The organism is Sagittula sp. (assembly GCF_052825245.1).
In genome coordinates this window covers 40,867-58,716 of record NZ_JBRBWD010000048.1, presented here as the reverse complement: position 1 = coordinate 58,716, position 17,850 = coordinate 40,867, and the positions used below count along the sequence as shown (strand labels likewise).

The following is a 17,850-nucleotide window of genomic DNA, read 5'->3' as shown; positions in this document are numbered from 1 at the left end:
CCGCTGCCACTCGCGGCGCCGGTCCTCTCTCCGCCAGAAAGGAACCCGATGCTCGGATACCTCGTCCAACGGCTGGCGCAGGCAGTGATCGTGGTCTTTGCCATGTCGATCATCGTCTTCGTGGGCGTCTACGCCATCGGCAACCCGATCGACGTGCTGATCGACCCGGGCGCCACGCAGGAAATCCGCGCCAAGCTGATCGCCCAGTACGGGCTGGATCAGCCGCTCTGGCGGCAATACCTGACCTTCCTCGGCAATGTCGCGCAGGGCGACATGGGCACGTCGATGGTCTACAACATCCCCGTCGTCGACCTCGTGTTCTCGCGCCTTCCCGCGACGCTGGAACTGGTCTTCGTCTCGGTCTGCATCGCGACCTTCATCGGCATTCCCGCCGGGCTTTACGCCGGCTACCGCCCCGACAGCGTGGCCGCCAAGGCGATCATGGCGCTCTCGGTGCTGGGCTTTTCCGTCCCGACCTTCTGGATCGGGATGCTGCTCATCATGACCTTCGCGGTCAACCTCGGCATCCTGCCGTCCGGCGGCCGCGGCGACGTGGGCAGCTTCCTCGGCATCCCGACCTCGCTGGCCACCGCCGACGGCTGGAGCCACGTCATCATGCCCGCGCTGAACCTCTCGCTGTTCAAGATGGGCCTGATGATCCGCCTGACCCGCGCCGGCATGGTGGAGGCGATGCGCACCGATTACGTCCGCTTCGCCCGCGCCCAGGGGCTGACCGACCGGCAGATCATCTTCTCCCACGTGCTGCGCAACATCTCGATCCCGATCGTCACGGTCTTCGGCCTCGAACTCGGCTCCACCCTCGCCTTCGCCGTGGTGACGGAGAGCGTCTTCACCTGGCCCGGCGTGGGCAAGCTGATCATCGACTCGATCCTGCAGCTCGACCGGCCGGTGATGGTGACGTACCTCGTGCTGGTGGTGATCCTCTTCGTGCTCATCAACCTGACCGTTGACCTGATCTATGCGCGGCTCGATCCCCGCGTCCGCCTGAAAGGGGGCGCATGATGGCCGGCACCACAGCAGAGCGCGATACCCTCACACCCGAAGGCAACGTGGCGGCCACCCCCGCCGCTGCCCCCCTCGCCACGCGCGCCTCGCGCCTGCGCGACTTCTGGTCGGACTTCCGCCGCTCGCCCGTCGCGGTGATCTCGCTGGTGGTCATCGTCCTCCTGGCGGTCCTCAGCTTCGGCGCGCCCTGGGTCACACCTCAGAACCCCTACGACATGGCGGCGCTCGACTGGATGGACGCCTTCCTGCGCCCCGGCACCGAAGGCTCGGGCGGCTACGTGCACATCCTCGGTACCGACAACGCGGGCCGCGACATGCTGTCGGCGATCCTCTACGGGCTGCGCACCTCCTTCGTGATCGGCCTCAGCGCCGGGGCGCTGGCCCTGTTGGTGGGCATCACCGTCGGACTGACGGCGGCCTATTTCGGCGGGCGTCTGGAAAGCCTGCTGATGCGGATCGTCGACCTGCAACTGTCGATGCCCGCGATCCTGCTGGCGCTGGTGCTGGTGGCGATGCTGGGACAGGGCGTGGCCCAGATCATCCTCGCGCTTGTCGTGGCGCAATACGCCTACTTCGCCCGCACCGCCCACGGCGCGGCCACGGTGGAACGCGGCAAGGACTACATCGAGGCCGCGCGCTCCACCCCTCTGCCCGCCCGCCGCGTGCTGTTCCGCCACCTCCTGCCGAACGTGCTGCCGCCGCTGATCGTGGTCGCCACCGTGCAGGTCGCCTCTGCCATCGCGCTGGAGGCCACGCTCAGCTTCCTCGGCGTGGGCCTGCCGCTGACCGAGCCCTCGCTCGGCTCGCTGATCTCGAACGGGTTCAAGTACATCCACACGGACCGCACATGGCTGTCCATCTATCCGGGGATCTTCCTGATGATCACTGTCGTCGCCATCAACCTCGTCGGAGACCAGGTGCGCCACGTCCTCGACCCGAGGAACCAGCGATGACCGCCGCGCTGGCCGTCCGGGGCCTGACCACCCGGTTCGACACGCGCAAGGGCCCGGTGACGGCGGTGAACGACGTGAGCTTCTCGGTCGAGCCGGGCCGCATCATGGGCCTCGTCGGCGAAAGCGGATCGGGCAAGAGCGTCACGGGCTTCTCCGTCCTGGGCCTGATCGACGCGCCGGGGCAGATCACCGGTGGCGAGGTGCTGGTGGACGGCACCGACCTGCGCAAGCTCTCGCCCGATGCGCTGCGCCGGATGCGGGGCAAGCATGTCGCCATGGTCTTTCAGGACCCGATGATGACGCTGAACCCGGTGCTGCGCGTAGGCGACCAGATGGCCATGGCCGTGCGCGTGCACGACCGCGTGTCAAAGGCCGCCGCGTGGGACCGGGCCCGGCAGGCGCTGGAAACCGTGGGCATCCCCTCCCCCGCCGAACGCCTGCGCGCCTATCCGCACCAGCTTTCGGGCGGGATGCGCCAGCGCGTCGCCATCGCCACCGCGCTGCTGCACGGCCCCTCCGTCATTATCGCCGATGAACCCACCACCGCGCTCGACGTCTCCATCCAGGGGCAGATCCTGGCTGAGGTGCGCCGGCTCGCCGACGAGACCGGCACCGCCATCGTCTGGGTCACGCACGACCTTGCCGTGGTGTCCTCGCTCGCCGACGACATCTGCGTGATGTACGCGGGCCGGATCGTCGAGAGCGGCAGCGCCGAAGAGGTCCTCTCGCGCCCGCGCCACCCCTACACCCGCGGCCTGATCGAAAGCGTGCCCTCGCTGCACGAACCCGGCCAGCCGCTGCCGCAGATCCCCGGCGCCACGCCGCAGCTGGTGAACCTGCCTACGGGCTGTGCCTTCCGCCCGCGCTGCCCCCGTGCCACCGCCGCCTGCGCGGCCGAACCGCCCCGGTCCGGCGACACCCACTTCGCCCTGTGCCACCACCCGATGACGGAGGGCATCGCATGAGCCTGCTCACCATCTCCGGCGCGTCCAAGCGCTTCAGCCGCACGCCCGGCCTGATCGAACGCTTCGCCGACCGGCTGACCGGGCAGGACAGCTCGGCCACCGTGCACGCCCTGTCGGACATCGACCTGACCGTGGAACGCGGCGAGGTGCTGGGCCTCGTCGGTGAATCCGGCTGCGGCAAGTCCACGCTGGGGCGGCTGGTCTCCGGCATCTACGCCCCCTCGGACGGCGCGATCCGGCTCGACGGCGAACCCGTCGCCACATGGCGGCGCGGCACGGTGAAAAAGACCACGACCCGCGTGCAGATGATCCACCAGGACCCCTTCGCCAGCCTCGACCCGCGGATGCGGGTGGGCGAGACGATCTCCGAAGGGCCGCGCCTGCACGGCATCTGGACCGCGTCCGAGGCCCCTGCCCGCGTGCGCGCCCTTCTGGAACAGGTGGGACTGGAAGGCGCCTATGCCGACCGGCTGCCGCACCAGTTCTCCGGCGGTCAGCGGCAGCGTATCGCCATCGCCCGCGCCCTCGCCATGGAGCCGGACCTCCTCGTGCTGGACGAGGCCGTCGCCTCCCTCGACGTGTCGATCCAGGCGCAGGTGCTCAACCTCTTCATGGACCTGCGCAAGCGCATGGACCTGACGGCGATCTTCATCAGCCACGACCTGTCCGTCGTCCGCCACGTCTGCGACCGGGTGGCGATCATGTACCTCGGCCGCGTGGTGGAGCTTGCCCCCGCCGCCGACCTCTACGCAGCGCCGCAGCACCCCTACACGAAGGCGCTTCTCGCCTCCGTTCCGACGCTCGGCACGGGCCGCGCCGACTTCCAGCCGATCAAGGGGGAAATCCCCTCGCCGCTGTCGCCGCCCCCCGGCTGCGCCTTCCACCCGCGCTGCCCCTTCGCCGGGCCGCGCTGCAAGGCGGAGGTGCCGCGCCTCGGCAAGACCCTCACCGGGCAGGTTGCCTGTCACCTGAACGACGGCGGCACCGGACAGGAGGCCGCGGCATGACCGCTTTCGCCACCCGGGTCGGCCGGATCAACGACCTCCTGTGCAGCGTCAACCTCCTGCAGTGGGACGCCCGCGTGACCATGCCTTCGGGCGGGGCGGGGACGCGCGGCCAGCAGATCGCCACGCTCAAGGGTCTTGCGCGCGAAATGATCCTCGACCCCGCCATGCGCGACGCCGCCGAGGCCGCGCTGCTGGATGCCGCAACCGAGGCCGACCGCCGCGCCGCGCAGGCCGTGCTGGACGCCCGCGACTTTCACGCCGCGATCCCGGCCCGGCTGCTGCAGGCACAGGCGGAACAGGGCGCGCCCGCCGGAAAGGCATGGGCGGAGGCGCGGCGCACCGCGGACTTCGCGCTCTTCCGGCCCTACCTCGAACAGGCGGTCGACCTTGCCCGCGAACAGGCAGAGGCGCTGGGGTACGAAGATCACCCCTATGACGCCATGGCCGACCTCTACGAGCCCGGGGAAACCGCCGCCTCGCTCGCCGCGCTCTTCGATACCCTGCGCGCCGGCATCCTGCCGCTGCTCGACACGGTCCGGGGCCGCCCCGCCCCGCGCCGCGACTTCCTGTTCCGCAGCTTCGACGTGGCCACCCAGCAACGGGTCTGCCACGGCTTCGCCGAAACCATGGGCTACGACTTCGACCGCGGCAGGCTCGACACCACCGTGCATCCGTTCGAGGTCAGCATGACCCGGAACGACGTGCGCATCACCTCGCGCTGGCGGCCCGACTACCTGCCCATGGCGCTTTTCGGGACGCTGCACGAAACCGGCCACGCGCTCTACGAACAGGGCATCGACCCGGCCTTTACCCGCGGCGTGCACGCCACCGACCTGCGGCTCCTCTACGCCGTGGGCGGCACCTCCTTCGGGATGCATGAAAGCCAGTCGCGGCTGATCGAGAACCACGTGGGCCGCTCCGCCGCCTTCTGGGACCGGCACTTCGGCACCCTGCGCGACGCCTTCCCCGATCAGCTCGGCGACGTGACGGTCGAGGAGTGGCTGGCCGCGATCCACCACGCCCAGCCCGGCCTGACGCGCGTCGAATCGGACGAACTGACCTACGACCTGCACATCATGCTCCGCGTCCGGATCGAGATGGCGCTGATGGACGGCTCGCTGAAGGCCGCCGACGTGCCGGAGGCCTGGAACACCGCCATGCGCGAGGATCTTGGGCTGGAGGTGCCGGACGACGGCGCGGGCTGCCTGCAGGACGTGCACTGGTCCTCGGGCTATTTCGGGTCCTTCCCGACCTACACCATCGGCAATGTCACCGCCGCGACGCTCTTTGCGCAGATCCGGGCGGACGACACCGTGGGGCCCGCGCTCGACCGCGCCGACTACGGCCCGCTGCGCGCCGCACTGGCGGACCGCGTCTGGCACCACGGACGGTCGCGCACGCGGGCAGAGATGACGGGCGGCCCGACCGATCCCTCGGCCTACCTCGCGCATCTGGGGGACAGGTACGCCTGACCCCCTGCCCGCGTTAGGACAGCCGGCCCCGGGTCCAGGGTTCGGCCCCCGCCGCGTCGACGAAGATACGGTAGACCGTGCTGGTGGCGGTGATGAACAACCGCCGCCCGTCCGAGCCGCCGAAACACAGGTTCGACACCACCTCCGGCACGAGGATCTTGCCCAGAAGCGTGCCGTCCGGCGCAAAGCAATGCACCCCGTCCGCCGCCGAGGACCACAGGTTGCCCGAGGTGTCGCAGCGGATGCCGTCCGGCAGCCCGGTGTCGATGGTCGCAAACACCCCCCGGTCGGTCAGCCTGCCGCCCTCCACCGCGAACTGCCGGATCACCGGCGCCACGCGGTCGTCATGGCTCGACCCGCTTTCGGCGATGTAGAGCGTGCGCTCGTCGGGCGAAAAGCACAGACCGTTCGGCTGCGTGAAGTCCGACACCGCCACCGTCAGCGCACCCTCCGGCGACAGCCGGTAGACGTTGCGCGCCGCCTGCTCCGGCTCTGCCCGGTAGCCCTCGAAGTCCGAGATGATGCCGTAGGTCGGATCGGTGAACCACACCGTGCCGTCGCTGCCCACCACCACGTCGTTGGGCGAATTGAGCCGCCTGCCCTCGAAGCTGTCCGCCAGCACCGTCAGGGTGCCGTCATGCTCGGTGCGCACCACGTCGCGCGCGCCGTGACGGCAGCCGATCAGCCGCCCCTGCCGGTCGCGCGTGTTGCCGTTGTTGAAGCCGCTCTCGCCCCGGTAGAGCGTCACGCCCGTGGCCTCGGACCACATCATGATCCGCCGCGACGGGATGTCGGAGAACAGCAGGCAGTCGCGGTCCCCGAACCACACCGGCCCTTCGGTCCAGGTGAAGCCCTCGGCGATCTTCTCCAGCTTGCCCATCGGGTGCACGAGCCCCCGGAACCGGTCGTCCAGGGTCTCGATATGCGGGGGAAAGGTGATCATGGGCGGGTCCTCCGGGCACTGGCGGCAATGACGATGGCAATGATGATGGCGCCGGTCATGACGTTGCGCACGCCCGCCCCCGCGCCGTAACTGTTGAGCATCGAGACCACAAGGAACATGAAGAGCGCGGCCCCGAGGACACCCGGCACGTTGGAATTGCCCCCGGCGATGGAGCTGCCGCCGATCACCACCACGGCGATGGACATCAGCAGGTACTCCGCCCCCATGTTCAGCGCCGCGCCGCCGGAAAAGCTCGACAGCAGGTAGCCCGCCAGCGCGGCAAAGACCGCGACGGCCAGGTAGGTCGCCGCCCGGACCGCCTGTACCGGCACGCCCGCCAGCCGCGCCGCGCGCAGGTTCTGGCCCGACGCCAGAAGCCACCGGCCCCAGACCGACCGTTCAAGCAGCACCCATGTGACCACGGCCAGCAGCAGCGCCACCCAGGCCACGTTCGGCACGCCCAGCAGGCGCCCCGTGGCAAAGTCGGCCAGCCCTTCGGGCGGCTTGATGCGCAGGCCCCGGTTCGACCAGATGGCGAGCGACTGGTAGATCAGCGAGGCGGCGAGCGTGGCGATGATCGGCGGCAGCCGCAGCAGGAAGATCAGCGCGAAGTTGGCAAGCCCCACGCCAAGGCCCGTGGCCAGCGCCACCGCCAGACCCAGCCACGCGGTGCCCGGATCGCTGCCCATCACCTTCAGCGCCAGCGTGCCCGCCAGCGTCATGGTGGCCGGGATCGACAGGTCGACGTTGCCCGGCCCCAGCGTGATGACCAGCATCTGCCCCAGCCCCACGATGGCGGCGAAGGCGCCAAAGCTCATGGCGGCATAGGCCAGTTCCCCTGCCCCGCGGCCCGAGGTCAGCCCCAGCGTCGCAGCAAAGGCCAGTGCGGCCGCCAGCCACGCCCAAAGCCACGGTTTCACGTTCATGTTCAGGTTCATGCCGCAGCCCCCCGCCGCGAGAACAGCAGCCGTGCGGTCAGGACAAGGATCAGGATCGCGCCCTGCGCGCCGATCTGCCAGTCCGGCGACAGCCGCAGGAAGGACAGGAAGGAGGCCGCGAGCGTCAGCGTCAGCGCACCGATCACCGCGCCCACCGGGCTCACCTTGCCGCCGATGAACTCACCGCCGCCCAGGATCACGCCCGCGATGCTCAGAAGCGTGTAGCGCAGCGCGATATTGGCATCGGCGGAGGTCGTCAGCCCGACCAGCGCCATGCCGGCAAGCACGCCGAACAGCCCGGCAAGCCCGTAGGCCGTGGCCTTCAGCAGGGTGACGTTCCACCCGGCACGGGCGACCGACCGGGCGTTGCCGCCAAGCCCGCGCAGCACCGTGCCAAGGCCGGAGCGCATGACCATCAGATGCGTCACGACAGCGATCAGGATGGCAGCCACCACGGCCATGGGCATCAGCGGCGGCTTCACCGTCATCAGCGTCCTCAGCCAGCCCGGCGCGGCCCCGCCCGGCGTCGGCAGGATGAACAGCGCCAGCCCGCCCCAGACAAAGGACATGCCCAGCGTCACCACGATGGCGGGCAGTTCCAGCACGTGGATCACCGCCCCCATCGCCGCATAGGACAGCACCAGCAGCATGAGGATCAGCACCCCGGTCAGCGGCGCGTCGTTCAGCCATGTGGCGGTCACGCAGGCCACGAGGCTCACGAAGGCGCCAAGGCTCAGATCGATGTCGTTCACCATGATGATCATCATCTGCGCGATGGTCGCCAGCGCGATCGGCACCGCCAGGTTGAACAGCAGGTTCAGGCCGAAGTAGCTCATCGCCCTCGGCTGCATCCAGAAGGTCAGCGCCAGCAGCACGGCCAGCGACACGACCGGCAAAAGGATCCGGTAACGCTGTGGCATCAGGACGCCTCCTGCATTTCGAAGGACGCCTCGAGGATGCGCTCCTCGGTGATCTGGTCGCCGGTCAGCTCGGCGCTGATCCGTCCGTCCCGGAAGACGAAGACGCGGTCGCACTGGCAGACCTCTTCGGTCTCGGTCGAATACCACAGGAAGGTGCGGCCCTTCGCGGCCTCGGCGCGGACCATGGCATAGACGTCCTGCTTCGTGCCCACGTCGACACCGCGCATGGGATCGTCCATCACCACCACCTCCGCGTCGGAGGCCAGCGCGCGGGCGAACAGCACCTTCTGCTGGTTGCCGCCCGACAGCGACAGGATCGGGTTCGTCAGGTCGTCGGTACGGATGCCGATGCGCCGCTGCCAGTCCTCCGCCAGCGCGCGTTCGGCGCCACGGTTCACCAGCCCCCGCCGCGCGTCGCGCTGCAGCACGGAAATCGAGATGTTGCGCAGGATCGACCACAAGGGCAGCACGCCGTCGCGCGCCCGGTCGCCCGCGACGAACACGGCCTTCGAGGCCCGGCCCGCCCGCCAGTCCGAGGACTGCGACAGGTACAGCCGCGCCAGCGCCGCCGCCTGCCCGTGCCCCGCGAGGCCCGACAGCCCCACGACCTCGCCGCGGCGCGCTTCCAGCCCCTCGGGCGTGCGGATCACCACATCGCCCGGAGCCGACCGCGCCGCCTGCTGGGCGACCGCCTCTGTGGCGACGTGGCCCATGGCATCCACCAGCCCGGCGCGCGTGAATTCCGCCGCGGGCCTGTCCGCCACGACACGGCCGTCCTTCAGCACGACGATGCGGCTCGCCACGGCAAAGATCTCGCCCAGCATGTGGCTGATGAAGATCACCGCCCCGCCCGCCGCGCAGAAGCCCTTCACGTGGTCCAGCAACTGCCGCGCGATGCCCTCGTCCAGCGACGAGGTCGGCTCGTCCAGGATCACCAGCCGCGCCTCACCGCCGCGCGGGGCAAAGCCGATGGCGATCTCCACCATCTGCCGCTCCGCGATGCTCAGCCGGTCGACCTCCGCGTCGGCGTCGATGCCATGGCCGGGAAACACCCTGTCGAGGCTGGCGAGGATCTCCGCCCGCGCCTGCCGCCGCCACGCGAGGCCCTTCAGCCCGGGATGCGACACCCGCAGGTTCTCCGCCACCGTCAGGTTCGGACAGAGCGACAGCTCCTGAAAGACCGAGCGGACGCCCTCCGTCCCGGACGGAAACGCCACCTCGCCGGAACTCGGCCCGAAGGTGCCGTTGATCAGGTTCACCAGCGTCGACTTGCCCGCGCCGTTGTGCCCCACGAGCCCGAGGCAATCCCCCGGACCGACCCGCAGGCTGACCCCGTCGAGGGCCCGCACCGGGCCGAAATGTTTCGCCGCCTGCGTCAGCGCGACGACAGGCGTATGGTCTTGGTCGGTCATCCGGTCCCCATGTCAGGACGTGCCGGGAAACGCGCCCCGCCCCCGCCGGACGGCGGTGCGGGGCGCGCATGCCCTTACGTCACTTTGCTTCGGAAATCACCGCCTGCGCGTCTTCCAGCGTGTAGCTGACGTTCGCCACAGAGCCCTCGGGCGTGGTTTCCAGCGCGCTGTCCAGATCGTCCTGCGTGATCTTCAGGAACGGCACGGTCAGGTCCTTCGGCACCTCTTCGCCCGCAAGGATCTGCTGCGCCACCCAGAACGCCAGCGAGGCGACGCCCGGCGCGATCGACAGCGACAGCGTCTCGTAGCCGTTGGCGTCGCGCTGCTCGGCCCACCACTTCAGCTCGTCCTGGCGGTTGCCCAGCACGATCAGCGGCGTATCGCGGCCCGCGGCCTCGAAGGCCTGCGCCGCGCCGTAGCCGTCGCCGCCCTGCGTCACCACGCCCACGATCTCGGGCAGCGAGGGCAGGATACCCGCAACCGCCTTCTGCGCCACGTCCTGCGCCCAGTCCCCATGAACCGAACCGACGATCTCGAACTGGTCGTGTTCCGCCACACCTTCGTGGATGCCCTTGGAAATCTCGTCATCGACGAAGACACCGGCTAGGCCGCGGATCTCCAGCAGGTTGCCGCCATCGGGCAGACGGCCGGCGAGGTAATCGACCTCTTCCTTGCCCATCGCCGCGAAATCCACCGCGATCCGCCAGGCGCAGGGCTCCGTCACGATCCCGTCAAAGCTGACCACGATCAGACCGGCACCGCAGGCCTCGGCAACCGCGCCGTTCAGGGCGGTCGGCGATGCCGCGTTCAGCACGATGGCGTCGTAGCCTTGCAGGATCATGTTCTGGATCTGCGCGGCCTGCTCGGTGGCCTGGTTCTCGGATGTGGTGAAGGCATCCGCCGCCGCCACGACGCCATCGGCCACGGCGGCCTCGGCTGTCTCCTCGAAGGTCTGCAGCATGGCCTGCCGCCACGAGTTGCCCGCGTAGTTGTTGGACAGCGCGATGCGCTTGTCCGAGGTGTCCGCCAGATGGCTTTCCGCATGTGCCGCGCCAGCCAGTAGGGCCAGCGTCGCCGCGCCCGTCAGAAACGTCTTCATGAATTTTCCTCCCTGTGCGTGTGCCGCACTACCTTTGACCGCCCGGTTCTCTCCACCCGGCCGGCGAGGGGAATGGTGGCCATACCCACCGCCCCTGTAAAGGCTGTCGCCCGCAGACCTGTTGCGGGAACCCGCAACGAACTTGCGGGTTCGGGTGTTCCATTTCCCCCGCAACGGGGGCAGACTTGCGGAACCGCGCAAGGCAGCGCCATTACGCGCCGCGCGGACAAGGGAGGACACATGGCCGACACCCTCGGCGAACCGCGCACCGGCGTGGCGCTGCTCGACATCGCGCGGCGGCTTACCGGCGTGACGGACATCACCGGCGCGCTCGGGGCCGTGGCCGGTGACATCGCCGCGCTGATCCCCTTCACGCATTGCGACATCTGCCTGCTGGACCGCCCCGGCTGGGTGGTCAGCCACGAGGTCGGCATCCGCACCCGCTGGTCCCGCGCCTCGGGCCGGATCGACCACGCGCCGATCCGCGACCTGCTGCTTGGCCAGTGCGAGGTCATGCTGACCGAGGACGCCACGCAGGACCCGCGCTACACCTTCCCCGGCGCCACCTGCGAGCCGATCCTGAACCACAAGCTGCGCGCCCGGGTGAACGTGCTGATGCGCGTCCGCGGCGAGATCATCGGCACGCTGAACCTCTCGCATTCGACCCGCGGGCTCTATGACGCGCAGACGGTCGCGCTGGCGCAGCAGATCGCCGATGTGCTCTCGCCGTGGTTCCACATCCTTCACCGCTCGGACCGGGCGCGGCGCCTGCCCCGCTCCGCCACCGGGGACGAGGGGCTGCGCCGCGGCGCGCTGGAACTGACCCGCGCGCTCGAGGCAGAGCGCCAGCGCGTCGGCATGGACCTGCACGACCAGACGCTGGCCGACCTGTCCCGCCTCCTGCGCGAGGCGACAGGCGACCGCCCCCTGCCCCGCGACGTGCTGGCCTCGCGGCTCCGGCAGACAATCGACGACCTGCGCCGGATCATCGACACCGCCGTGCCCACCCTGCTGGAACTGTTCGGCTTCGCCCATGCCGTCCGCGTCCACCTGGAACGCGCCTCGGGCGAGTCCGGGACGCAACTTGAGGTTGACGACCTGACGGACGGGGTGCCGGACGCGCTCGACCCCACCGTGCGCACCGCGCTGTTCCACATCACGCAGGAAGCGATCAACAACGCCACCCGCCACGCCGGGGCAAGCCGGATATCCGTCACGGTCGAGCATCCGGCCCCTGCCCTGCTGACAATCACTGTGCGTGACGACGGCTGCGGCATACCCGCCGCGCCCGCCCGCCAGTCCGGCCTCATGCACATGCGCACCCGGGCGCGGCTGATCTCGGCCGGGCTGGACATCGAGGCCGATCATGGCACCGTCGTCCGCGTCACTCTGAGGACCGGGCCATGAGGGTCCTGCTTGTCGAGGACGACCAGTTCCACGCCTCCTACATGGAGGACGTGCTGGCCGAGACCCTCCCCGAAGTGACCGAAATCTTCCACGCGGTGAACGGAGAGGAGGCCGAGCACGAGGCCCGCGCCCTGGCCATCGACGCCGTGGTCATGGACCTGCGCATGTCCCGCCGCAACGGGATCGAGGCGGCCCGCACCCTCTGGACCGAACGGCCCGAGACACGCATCCTCTTCTGGTCGAACTACGCGGACGAGGCCTACCTGCGCGGCATTGCAGCCATCGTGCCGGAGGACAGCGCCTACGGCTACCTGCTGAAGACCGCGCCCCGCGACCGGCTGAAGCTGGCCCTGCGCGCCGTGCTGGTCGAGGGCCAGATCATGGTCGACCGGGAAATCCACCGGCTGCAACGCCGCGCCGCCTCTCCCCGGAACACGCTCGACGACAGCGAATTTGCGGTTCTTCTGGACCTCGCCATAGGTCTTCAGGACCGCATCATCGCCGAACGCCGCGGCATGTCCCTGCGCACCGTGCAGAACCGCCTCTTGTCGCTTTACGAGAAGCTGGGCGTGGACGACGAGGCCTCTGACGACATGCCGCTGAACAAACGGGTGCGGGCGCTGAACCGTGCGCTGGTGACACGAACCCTCAACATCGAGACGCTGGAAACCGCACAGCGCGATTTCGAACGCTGGCAACAGGGGCGCGACCGCCGCTGACATGGGGCACAGGTGGGCGCCATGGAAATTGTCAGCTGACAATTCAGCCGGAGGCGCGCCGGTGTCATCCGAAATTGTCAGCTGACAATCGGGCGCCGCTCGCGGCCTTCAGCATCCCGCCAAGGTTCAGCAGACCCCGGTCCGCCCGCTGGCACAGCGCCCTCAGATAGGCCCCCGGTTTCCGGATCCTGTCCATCGTCTCCAGCATGCAGAGCAGCACCGTCGTGGCACGCTCCGCGCCCATCCTCTGCCGTGCTTCGGCAAAGACTTGGGTGTCTATGCCCATCATCGGATGCAACCGCTCCGCCACGGAGACCAGCGTCGGCCAGTCCGGGTTCCGCGTTGGAAAGAAGCTCTGGTATTCATGGCAACTGTCCAGCACCTCCGACAGGGCAGGCGTCTCGTCACTGTCGCGGATGTCCACGGAAGATACAGATTCGGATTGATCTGTAGTCTGTATGTGCCGCTCATTCCGGCTGTCGCTGGCGCTCATTCCGGCTGCGGGCAGGGCGGTTGTCAGCCGGTTGTCCAGGGCGTGCGCAAGCGCCTCCAGCTCTTCCACGGGCAGCTTGCGGCGCTGGCAGAGGCGGGCGTCCTCGATCAGCGGGTCGGCCGCGTCGCAGCCGTCCTCCAGCAGCCGTTGCCGGGTGGCGGCGATCCGGGCGCGCAAGGCGTCCGCCTGGCCGCGACGGGCCAGCGCGCGGTCGGCGGCGGCCTGCAGCGCCTCTGCATAGCGGGCGAGGGGGCTCAGGTCGAAACCGAAGGCCACACCGCCGAACCGCGCGAACCTCTTGCGGTTGGCGCTGTCGTGGCGGTCCACCAGCCCGGAGCGGACCAGCGTCGCAAGGTGCCGGCGCAGGGTGCTTTCCGGCATCCCATTGAGCCGCTCCGCCAGCACGCGGTTCGACGGATAGACCACCCCGGCGCCGCGATCGGCGGGCAGGGCGCGGTCGGGGAAGAAGGTCAGGAGCGCGCGCAGCACACCCAGTGTCCGGTGATTGAGGCCGAAGTCCTCGGCGGCATGGGTCAGCGCGTCGAGGATGACCCACTTGTCGGCGGGCGCAGGGCCGGCCTCCGGGCACATCCCGACAGGCTGCCCAAATCGGATTCGGGACAGTTCCGTCATTTTCAGTTCACGAAAGACAAAAAAATACCGCTCCACCGAATCGGTGGCGTTGACAGGATCAGGGGGGAACGGCTATCTCAAGAGTGCGAGAAATGAGAGAGCTCTCCGGGATTTGTCCTGGGGGGCTTTTCTTTTGTCCGGGCTCGTGCCTCCTTTGTTGTCTGCTCGGGTTTCGGTTCAGTCTTCCGACCGCGACTTGATCCAGCGGTCGTAAAGATCCTTGACGATGTCTTCTGCCTGGGCGTCGACCCAGCGGGCGAACTCCGGCGCGTCGCCGTGCGGCACGGTCAGCACCAGCCCCTTGTCGCCATGCCGGATCTTGCCGATTTCATATCCGGCCTCGCTGACGACCTTGCGCGCACGACCCGTGGCAGCGCGGGGTTTCAGCGGGCTGGGGGCGTCGCTGGCCCAGGCCAGCACCTGTTCGAACCGGGTGTCGCTGTCGGCGATGTCGGCCAGAAGCGGCAGGCAGGCCTCCACCTTGTCGGCCATGGCGGGGCGCTGCATCGCCTCCTCCAGCTTCAGCCAGCGTTCGCGCCCGATCCCCGGGGCAGAACCGATGTGACGCAGGAAGCCGATGTCGAAGGCCCGGCCCACGCGCAGCATCCGGCTGACCATGGGCAGGTCGATCGACAGCGCCGCGGCGATTGTCTGCCGGTCGTAGTCCAGCGCGTCGAGCTGGGCGGCAAAGCTGGCCTTCTCGATGAACGAAAGGTCCTTGCGGGCGGTGTTCTCCTGGCCCTGGGCCAGCACCAGCGCCTGGTCGTCGAGATGCCGCACCATGGCCTTGACCGGCAGGCCGAGCGCGCGCAGCGCGCGGACCCGGCGGCGGCCATAGACGATCTCGAACTGGCCCGGCTGCCCGGCATGGGGGCGCACCAGCACCGGCACCTGCTGGCCGTAGGTCTTCAGGCTCTGCTGAAGCGACTCGTCCGCCACGGGATCGTCGCCCAGGCGGTCGGCCACACCCGCATCGACGATGCGCTCGGCCTCGATCTCCTGCACGGCGCTTTCCTGCAGGCGGGTGAGCGAGCTTTGCAGCGCGCCCACGGTGCCGCGCGGGGCGGTGGGGCTGGGACGCCGCGAAGGCTGCGCGGTCTCGGTTGCGTTGCCGGTGGTCAGAATCCCCTTGCGTGCCATGTCAGCGTCCCCATGCCTGCTGCATCAGTGCCTCGATCTCGTCGTTCACCGCGTTCAGCGACTCTATCGCGCGGTCGTAGGTGGACCGGTGGAAGGCGCTGCGCTCGACCTCGTAGATGGTCTGCTGGGTCAGCCCGGCGTCGGAAATCGCGGTGGATTTCAGCATGGGCGCGACCATGACCTCGCTGCCGAAGAGGTTGCGGAGGAAGGCGACCACCTGCTGCTGCGGGCCGTCCTGCGGTTCGTAGCGGTTGATGAGGAAGCGGAGGAAGTCGAACTCCATCCGCGCACCGGCGTTCGACACCACGTCCAGCAGGTCGGCGCTCATCTGCAGGAACTGCGACATGGAGGCGACGTCGAGCATGTTCGGCACCACGGTGATCAGGATCCCGGTGGAGGCGCAGAGCGCGGACATTGTCAGGTAGCCAAGCTGCGGCGGGCAGTCGAAGATGATGACGTCGTAGCGGTCCTCGACCTCCTGCAGGGCGGCGGCCATGCGGGCGTAGAAGGCGGGCTGGATGTTGTTGCGGAGCGCGGTCGGCGTCTCGTGCTCGAACTCCTGCAGGATCAGCCCGCCCGGGGCGAGGTGGAGACCGGGGAAGTAGGTTTCCTGGATGATCTCGGAGAAGGGCAGGGGGTCCTCGTAGCGGATCGCGTCGTAGATCGACCCGGAGTGCAGGAAGTCGTATTCCGGCTGGAACCCGAAGAGCGAGGTGAGCGAGGCCTGCGGGTCGATGTCGACGGCGAGCACCCGGTAGCCCTTGAGCGCGAGGCGCTGCGCGGCGTGGATCGAGGAGGTCGTCTTGCCCGAGCCGCCCTTGAAGTTCAGGAAGCTGAGCACCTGCACCTTGTCGCCCTCGCGCCGGCCCTTGAGGTAGGTGCCGGTGGTGCGCGAGTTGTCCTCGAGAATGCGGCGGATTGTCAGCAGGTCGTCGGCGGAGTAGGAGCGGCGGCCGCCGGCAGAGGTCTGGACCTCGGGCACGCGTTCCTCGAAATGGAGCTTGCGCAGGAAGCTGGGGGAAATGCCGAGCAGGTCGGCGGCCTCTCCTGCGGAGAACAGGCGGAGCTGCTTGCGCGCGTCGGGGGCAAAGCTTTTCAGGAGGTGCTGTTCGAGCGCACCTGCCAGGTTCCCCGCGTTTTCGCGGATACGGGTATTGATATGGATGGGCTCTGTTCCCGCCATCTGTTTCACCGCCTCGTCAGGAACGCTGTTTTTCGCCAGCGCTTTATTTTCCGTTTCTTTACGCAAGCGAAAGGGGTGTTGGCAACTGTTTCTTGCGCCGAGGGGCGAAGGCGCCGTCCCGCCGTTTCGCGCGTTGGGTGAAGATCCCGCTGCAAGTCTATGAAATATTTTGGAAAAATCGCGTGACAGCGGAAAAGCGTGTTTTCACAGCTTAGCAGGGAGGGCTTTGCGGTCAAAGGCTTGGCTGTGCCGGGCAGAGAATCGGCGGGGCAGGGGTGGCGGGCCCGGGAATGGCGGCTGGTGGCGGCGCCGGTTGGCGTTGACAGGGGGGCATTGTCGGTGACACGGTCGCCGTAACCGAATGGTTACATAGTGCGGCGGCCATCCCGGCATCGCCCGCCCTGTCGAAGGATCCAACGACCATGCAGACCAGCCAGACCCGGCCCCAGATCACCTATGCGGCGGCGCTTGCCCTTGTGGAGGCGGCGATGACCCACGCGCGGGACAACGGATGGGAGGTGGCGGCGGCAGTCACCGATCCCTTCGGCACGCTCGTTGCCTTCGGCCGGACGGACGGTGCCGCGCCGCCCGTCGCGGCCTTCGCGGTGGACAAGGCCTATACCGCCGGCACGCTGCGGAAATCGACGCGGGCCTTCGGCGAACGCATGGCCGCCAGCCCGACCCTGTCGCTGGGCCTTGCCACGCGGCAAAGGTTCATCGCGTGGGGCGGGGGACTAGCGGTCTTCGAAGAGGGGGCGTGCATCGGCGGGCTTGGCGTGTCGGGTGCGCAGGAGCACGAGGACATCGCCTGCGCCGAGGCGGCGATCCGGGCGCTGGGGCTGACGCCGGGGTGACGTTCAGGGCTCGATGCAGACCAGCCGCATGATCGTTTCGATGTTGAAGGCCAGACGCTCTTCGAGGGCCTCGGCGGACATCAGGTCGCGCCGGAAGACGATGGAGCCGGTGAAGCGGTTGGTCAGGTAGTAGTAGCCGATGGCGGCGATGGTGATGTTGAGCTGCACGGGGTCGATGCCGGGGCGGAAGACGCCTTCCTCGACGCCGCGTTCCAGAAGGCCGCCGACCATGCCGACGAAGCGCTGGAACAGCACGTCGATCTTCTCGGATTTCTTAAGGTGGCGGGCCTTGTGCAGGTTCTCGCTGTTCACCAGCGTGATGAATTCCGGGTTCTTCAGGTAGTAGTCCCAGGTGAAGCGGATCAGCTTTTCCAGCGCGTCGCGGGCGGGCAGGTGTTCCAGTTCCAGCGATTGTTCGGCGGTCCGGATGTCGGTGTAGGCCTCCTCCAGCACGATGCGGAACAGGTCCTCCTTGTTGCCGAAGTAGTGGTAGATCATCCGCTTGTTGGCCTTGGCGCGGTCGGCGATCTCGTCGACACGGGCGCCGCCCAGACCGCTCTTGGCGAATTCCTTCTTCGCGGCGGCAAGGATGCGCGCGCGCGTCGCGTCGGCATCGCGGGTCTTCCTGGTTGTGTCGTCTGCCATCTCTTCCCTTCGCCCCGGCGTGGTTCCCATGCCCCTACCTC

General features: G+C 68.7%; 17 protein-coding genes. 8 read left to right on the top strand and 9 right to left on the bottom strand.

The genetic code is table 11. The features are described from left to right. The first annotated feature begins 48 nt into the window (after positions 1-48). The 5 genes from ACU0DV_RS20640 to ACU0DV_RS20620 are packed head-to-tail and all read left to right on the top strand — an operon-like array spanning position 49 to position 5,423. A complete protein-coding gene (locus ACU0DV_RS20640) occupies positions 49-1,023 on the top strand; it encodes an ABC transporter permease (protein ID WP_283984162.1) in 975 nt (324 codons plus the stop codon). Beyond that, on the top strand, positions 1,023-1,979 hold the full coding sequence (locus ACU0DV_RS20635; protein ID WP_446242389.1) for an ABC transporter permease: 957 nt from the start codon (positions 1,023-1,025) through the stop codon (positions 1,977-1,979). The genes ACU0DV_RS20640 and ACU0DV_RS20635 overlap by 1 nt, the downstream gene beginning before the upstream one ends. After that, positions 1,976-2,944 carry an ABC transporter ATP-binding protein gene (locus tag ACU0DV_RS20630; protein ID WP_446242388.1) on the top strand — a complete coding sequence of 323 codons (969 nt, stop codon included), beginning with the start codon at positions 1,976-1,978 and terminating at the stop codon, positions 2,942-2,944. The genes ACU0DV_RS20635 and ACU0DV_RS20630 overlap by 4 nt, the downstream gene beginning before the upstream one ends. Further along, positions 2,941-3,951, top strand: a complete 1,011-nt coding sequence (locus ACU0DV_RS20625; protein ID WP_446242387.1) for an ABC transporter ATP-binding protein — start codon at positions 2,941-2,943, stop codon at positions 3,949-3,951. Before ACU0DV_RS20630 ends, ACU0DV_RS20625 begins: the two co-directional genes overlap by 4 nt. Then, positions 3,948-5,423 carry a carboxypeptidase M32 gene (locus ACU0DV_RS20620; RefSeq protein WP_446242386.1) on the top strand — a complete coding sequence of 492 codons (1,476 nt, stop codon included), beginning with the start codon at positions 3,948-3,950 and terminating at the stop codon, positions 5,421-5,423. Before ACU0DV_RS20625 ends, ACU0DV_RS20620 begins: the two co-directional genes overlap by 4 nt. A 13-nt stretch (positions 5,424-5,436) precedes the next feature. On the opposite strand, the gene ACU0DV_RS20615 is transcribed toward ACU0DV_RS20620, so the two are convergent. From ACU0DV_RS20615 to ACU0DV_RS20595, 5 genes are all read right to left on the bottom strand, one after another. Then, positions 5,437-6,366, bottom strand: coding sequence for an SMP-30/gluconolactonase/LRE family protein (locus ACU0DV_RS20615; protein WP_283984106.1), 930 nt, complete (start codon positions 6,364-6,366; stop codon positions 5,437-5,439). Continuing rightward, the gene (locus tag ACU0DV_RS20610) at positions 6,363-7,304 is read right to left on the bottom strand and encodes an ABC transporter permease (RefSeq protein ID WP_283984107.1); all 942 of its coding nucleotides are present in this window, start codon (positions 7,302-7,304) and stop codon (positions 6,363-6,365) included. Before ACU0DV_RS20610 ends, ACU0DV_RS20615 begins: the two co-directional genes overlap by 4 nt. Further along, complete coding sequence (locus ACU0DV_RS20605; RefSeq protein ID WP_446242385.1) at positions 7,301-8,224, bottom strand: ABC transporter permease; 924 nt, start codon at positions 8,222-8,224, stop codon at positions 7,301-7,303. Before ACU0DV_RS20605 ends, ACU0DV_RS20610 begins: the two co-directional genes overlap by 4 nt. Beyond that, positions 8,224-9,636 carry a sugar ABC transporter ATP-binding protein gene (locus ACU0DV_RS20600; RefSeq protein WP_446242384.1) on the bottom strand — a complete coding sequence of 471 codons (1,413 nt, stop codon included), beginning with the start codon at positions 9,634-9,636 and terminating at the stop codon, positions 8,224-8,226. The genes ACU0DV_RS20605 and ACU0DV_RS20600 overlap by 1 nt, the downstream gene beginning before the upstream one ends. 79 nt (positions 9,637-9,715) lie before the next feature. Beyond that, positions 9,716-10,735: an ABC transporter substrate-binding protein gene (locus ACU0DV_RS20595; RefSeq protein WP_100931652.1), complete on the bottom strand. Its 1,020-nt coding sequence runs from the start codon at positions 10,733-10,735 to the stop codon at positions 9,716-9,718. A 240-nt stretch (positions 10,736-10,975) separates the two neighbouring features. Between ACU0DV_RS20595 and ACU0DV_RS20590 the strand changes: the two genes are divergently transcribed. Both ACU0DV_RS20590 and ACU0DV_RS20585 read left to right on the top strand, forming a co-directional pair. Continuing rightward, on the top strand, positions 10,976-12,142 hold the full coding sequence (locus ACU0DV_RS20590; protein WP_446242383.1) for a GAF domain-containing sensor histidine kinase: 1,167 nt from the start codon (positions 10,976-10,978) through the stop codon (positions 12,140-12,142). Beyond that, a complete protein-coding gene (locus ACU0DV_RS20585; RefSeq protein WP_100931650.1) occupies positions 12,139-12,861 on the top strand; it encodes a response regulator transcription factor in 723 nt (240 codons plus the stop codon). The genes ACU0DV_RS20590 and ACU0DV_RS20585 overlap by 4 nt, the downstream gene beginning before the upstream one ends. Positions 12,862-12,925: 64 nt before the next feature. Here ACU0DV_RS20585 and repC read toward each other — a convergent pair whose 3' ends face one another. From repC to repA, 3 genes are all read right to left on the bottom strand, one after another. Continuing rightward, the gene (gene repC / locus ACU0DV_RS20580; protein WP_446269781.1) at positions 12,926-13,987 is read right to left on the bottom strand and encodes a replication initiation protein RepC; all 1,062 of its coding nucleotides are present in this window, start codon (positions 13,985-13,987) and stop codon (positions 12,926-12,928) included. A 177-nt stretch (positions 13,988-14,164) separates the two neighbouring features. Next, positions 14,165-15,127 (bottom strand): plasmid partitioning protein RepB, encoded by a 963-nt coding sequence (gene repB / locus ACU0DV_RS20575; RefSeq protein WP_446242381.1) that lies wholly within the window; start codon positions 15,125-15,127, stop codon positions 14,165-14,167. 1 nt (position 15,128) lies between these two features. Then, positions 15,129-16,310, bottom strand: coding sequence for a plasmid partitioning protein RepA (gene repA, locus ACU0DV_RS20570; protein WP_100931656.1), 1,182 nt, complete (start codon positions 16,308-16,310; stop codon positions 15,129-15,131). A 422-nt stretch (positions 16,311-16,732) separates the two neighbouring features. Between repA and ACU0DV_RS20565 the strand changes: the two genes are divergently transcribed. Continuing rightward, the gene (locus tag ACU0DV_RS20565) at positions 16,733-17,164 is read left to right on the top strand and encodes a GlcG/HbpS family heme-binding protein (protein ID WP_446242380.1); all 432 of its coding nucleotides are present in this window, start codon (positions 16,733-16,735) and stop codon (positions 17,162-17,164) included. A 3-nt stretch (positions 17,165-17,167) separates the two neighbouring features. On the opposite strand, the gene ACU0DV_RS20560 is transcribed toward ACU0DV_RS20565, so the two are convergent. Further along, positions 17,168-17,809 (bottom strand): TetR/AcrR family transcriptional regulator, encoded by a 642-nt coding sequence (locus ACU0DV_RS20560; RefSeq protein ID WP_100931646.1) that lies wholly within the window; start codon positions 17,807-17,809, stop codon positions 17,168-17,170. Positions 17,810-17,850: the final 41 nt, after the last annotated feature.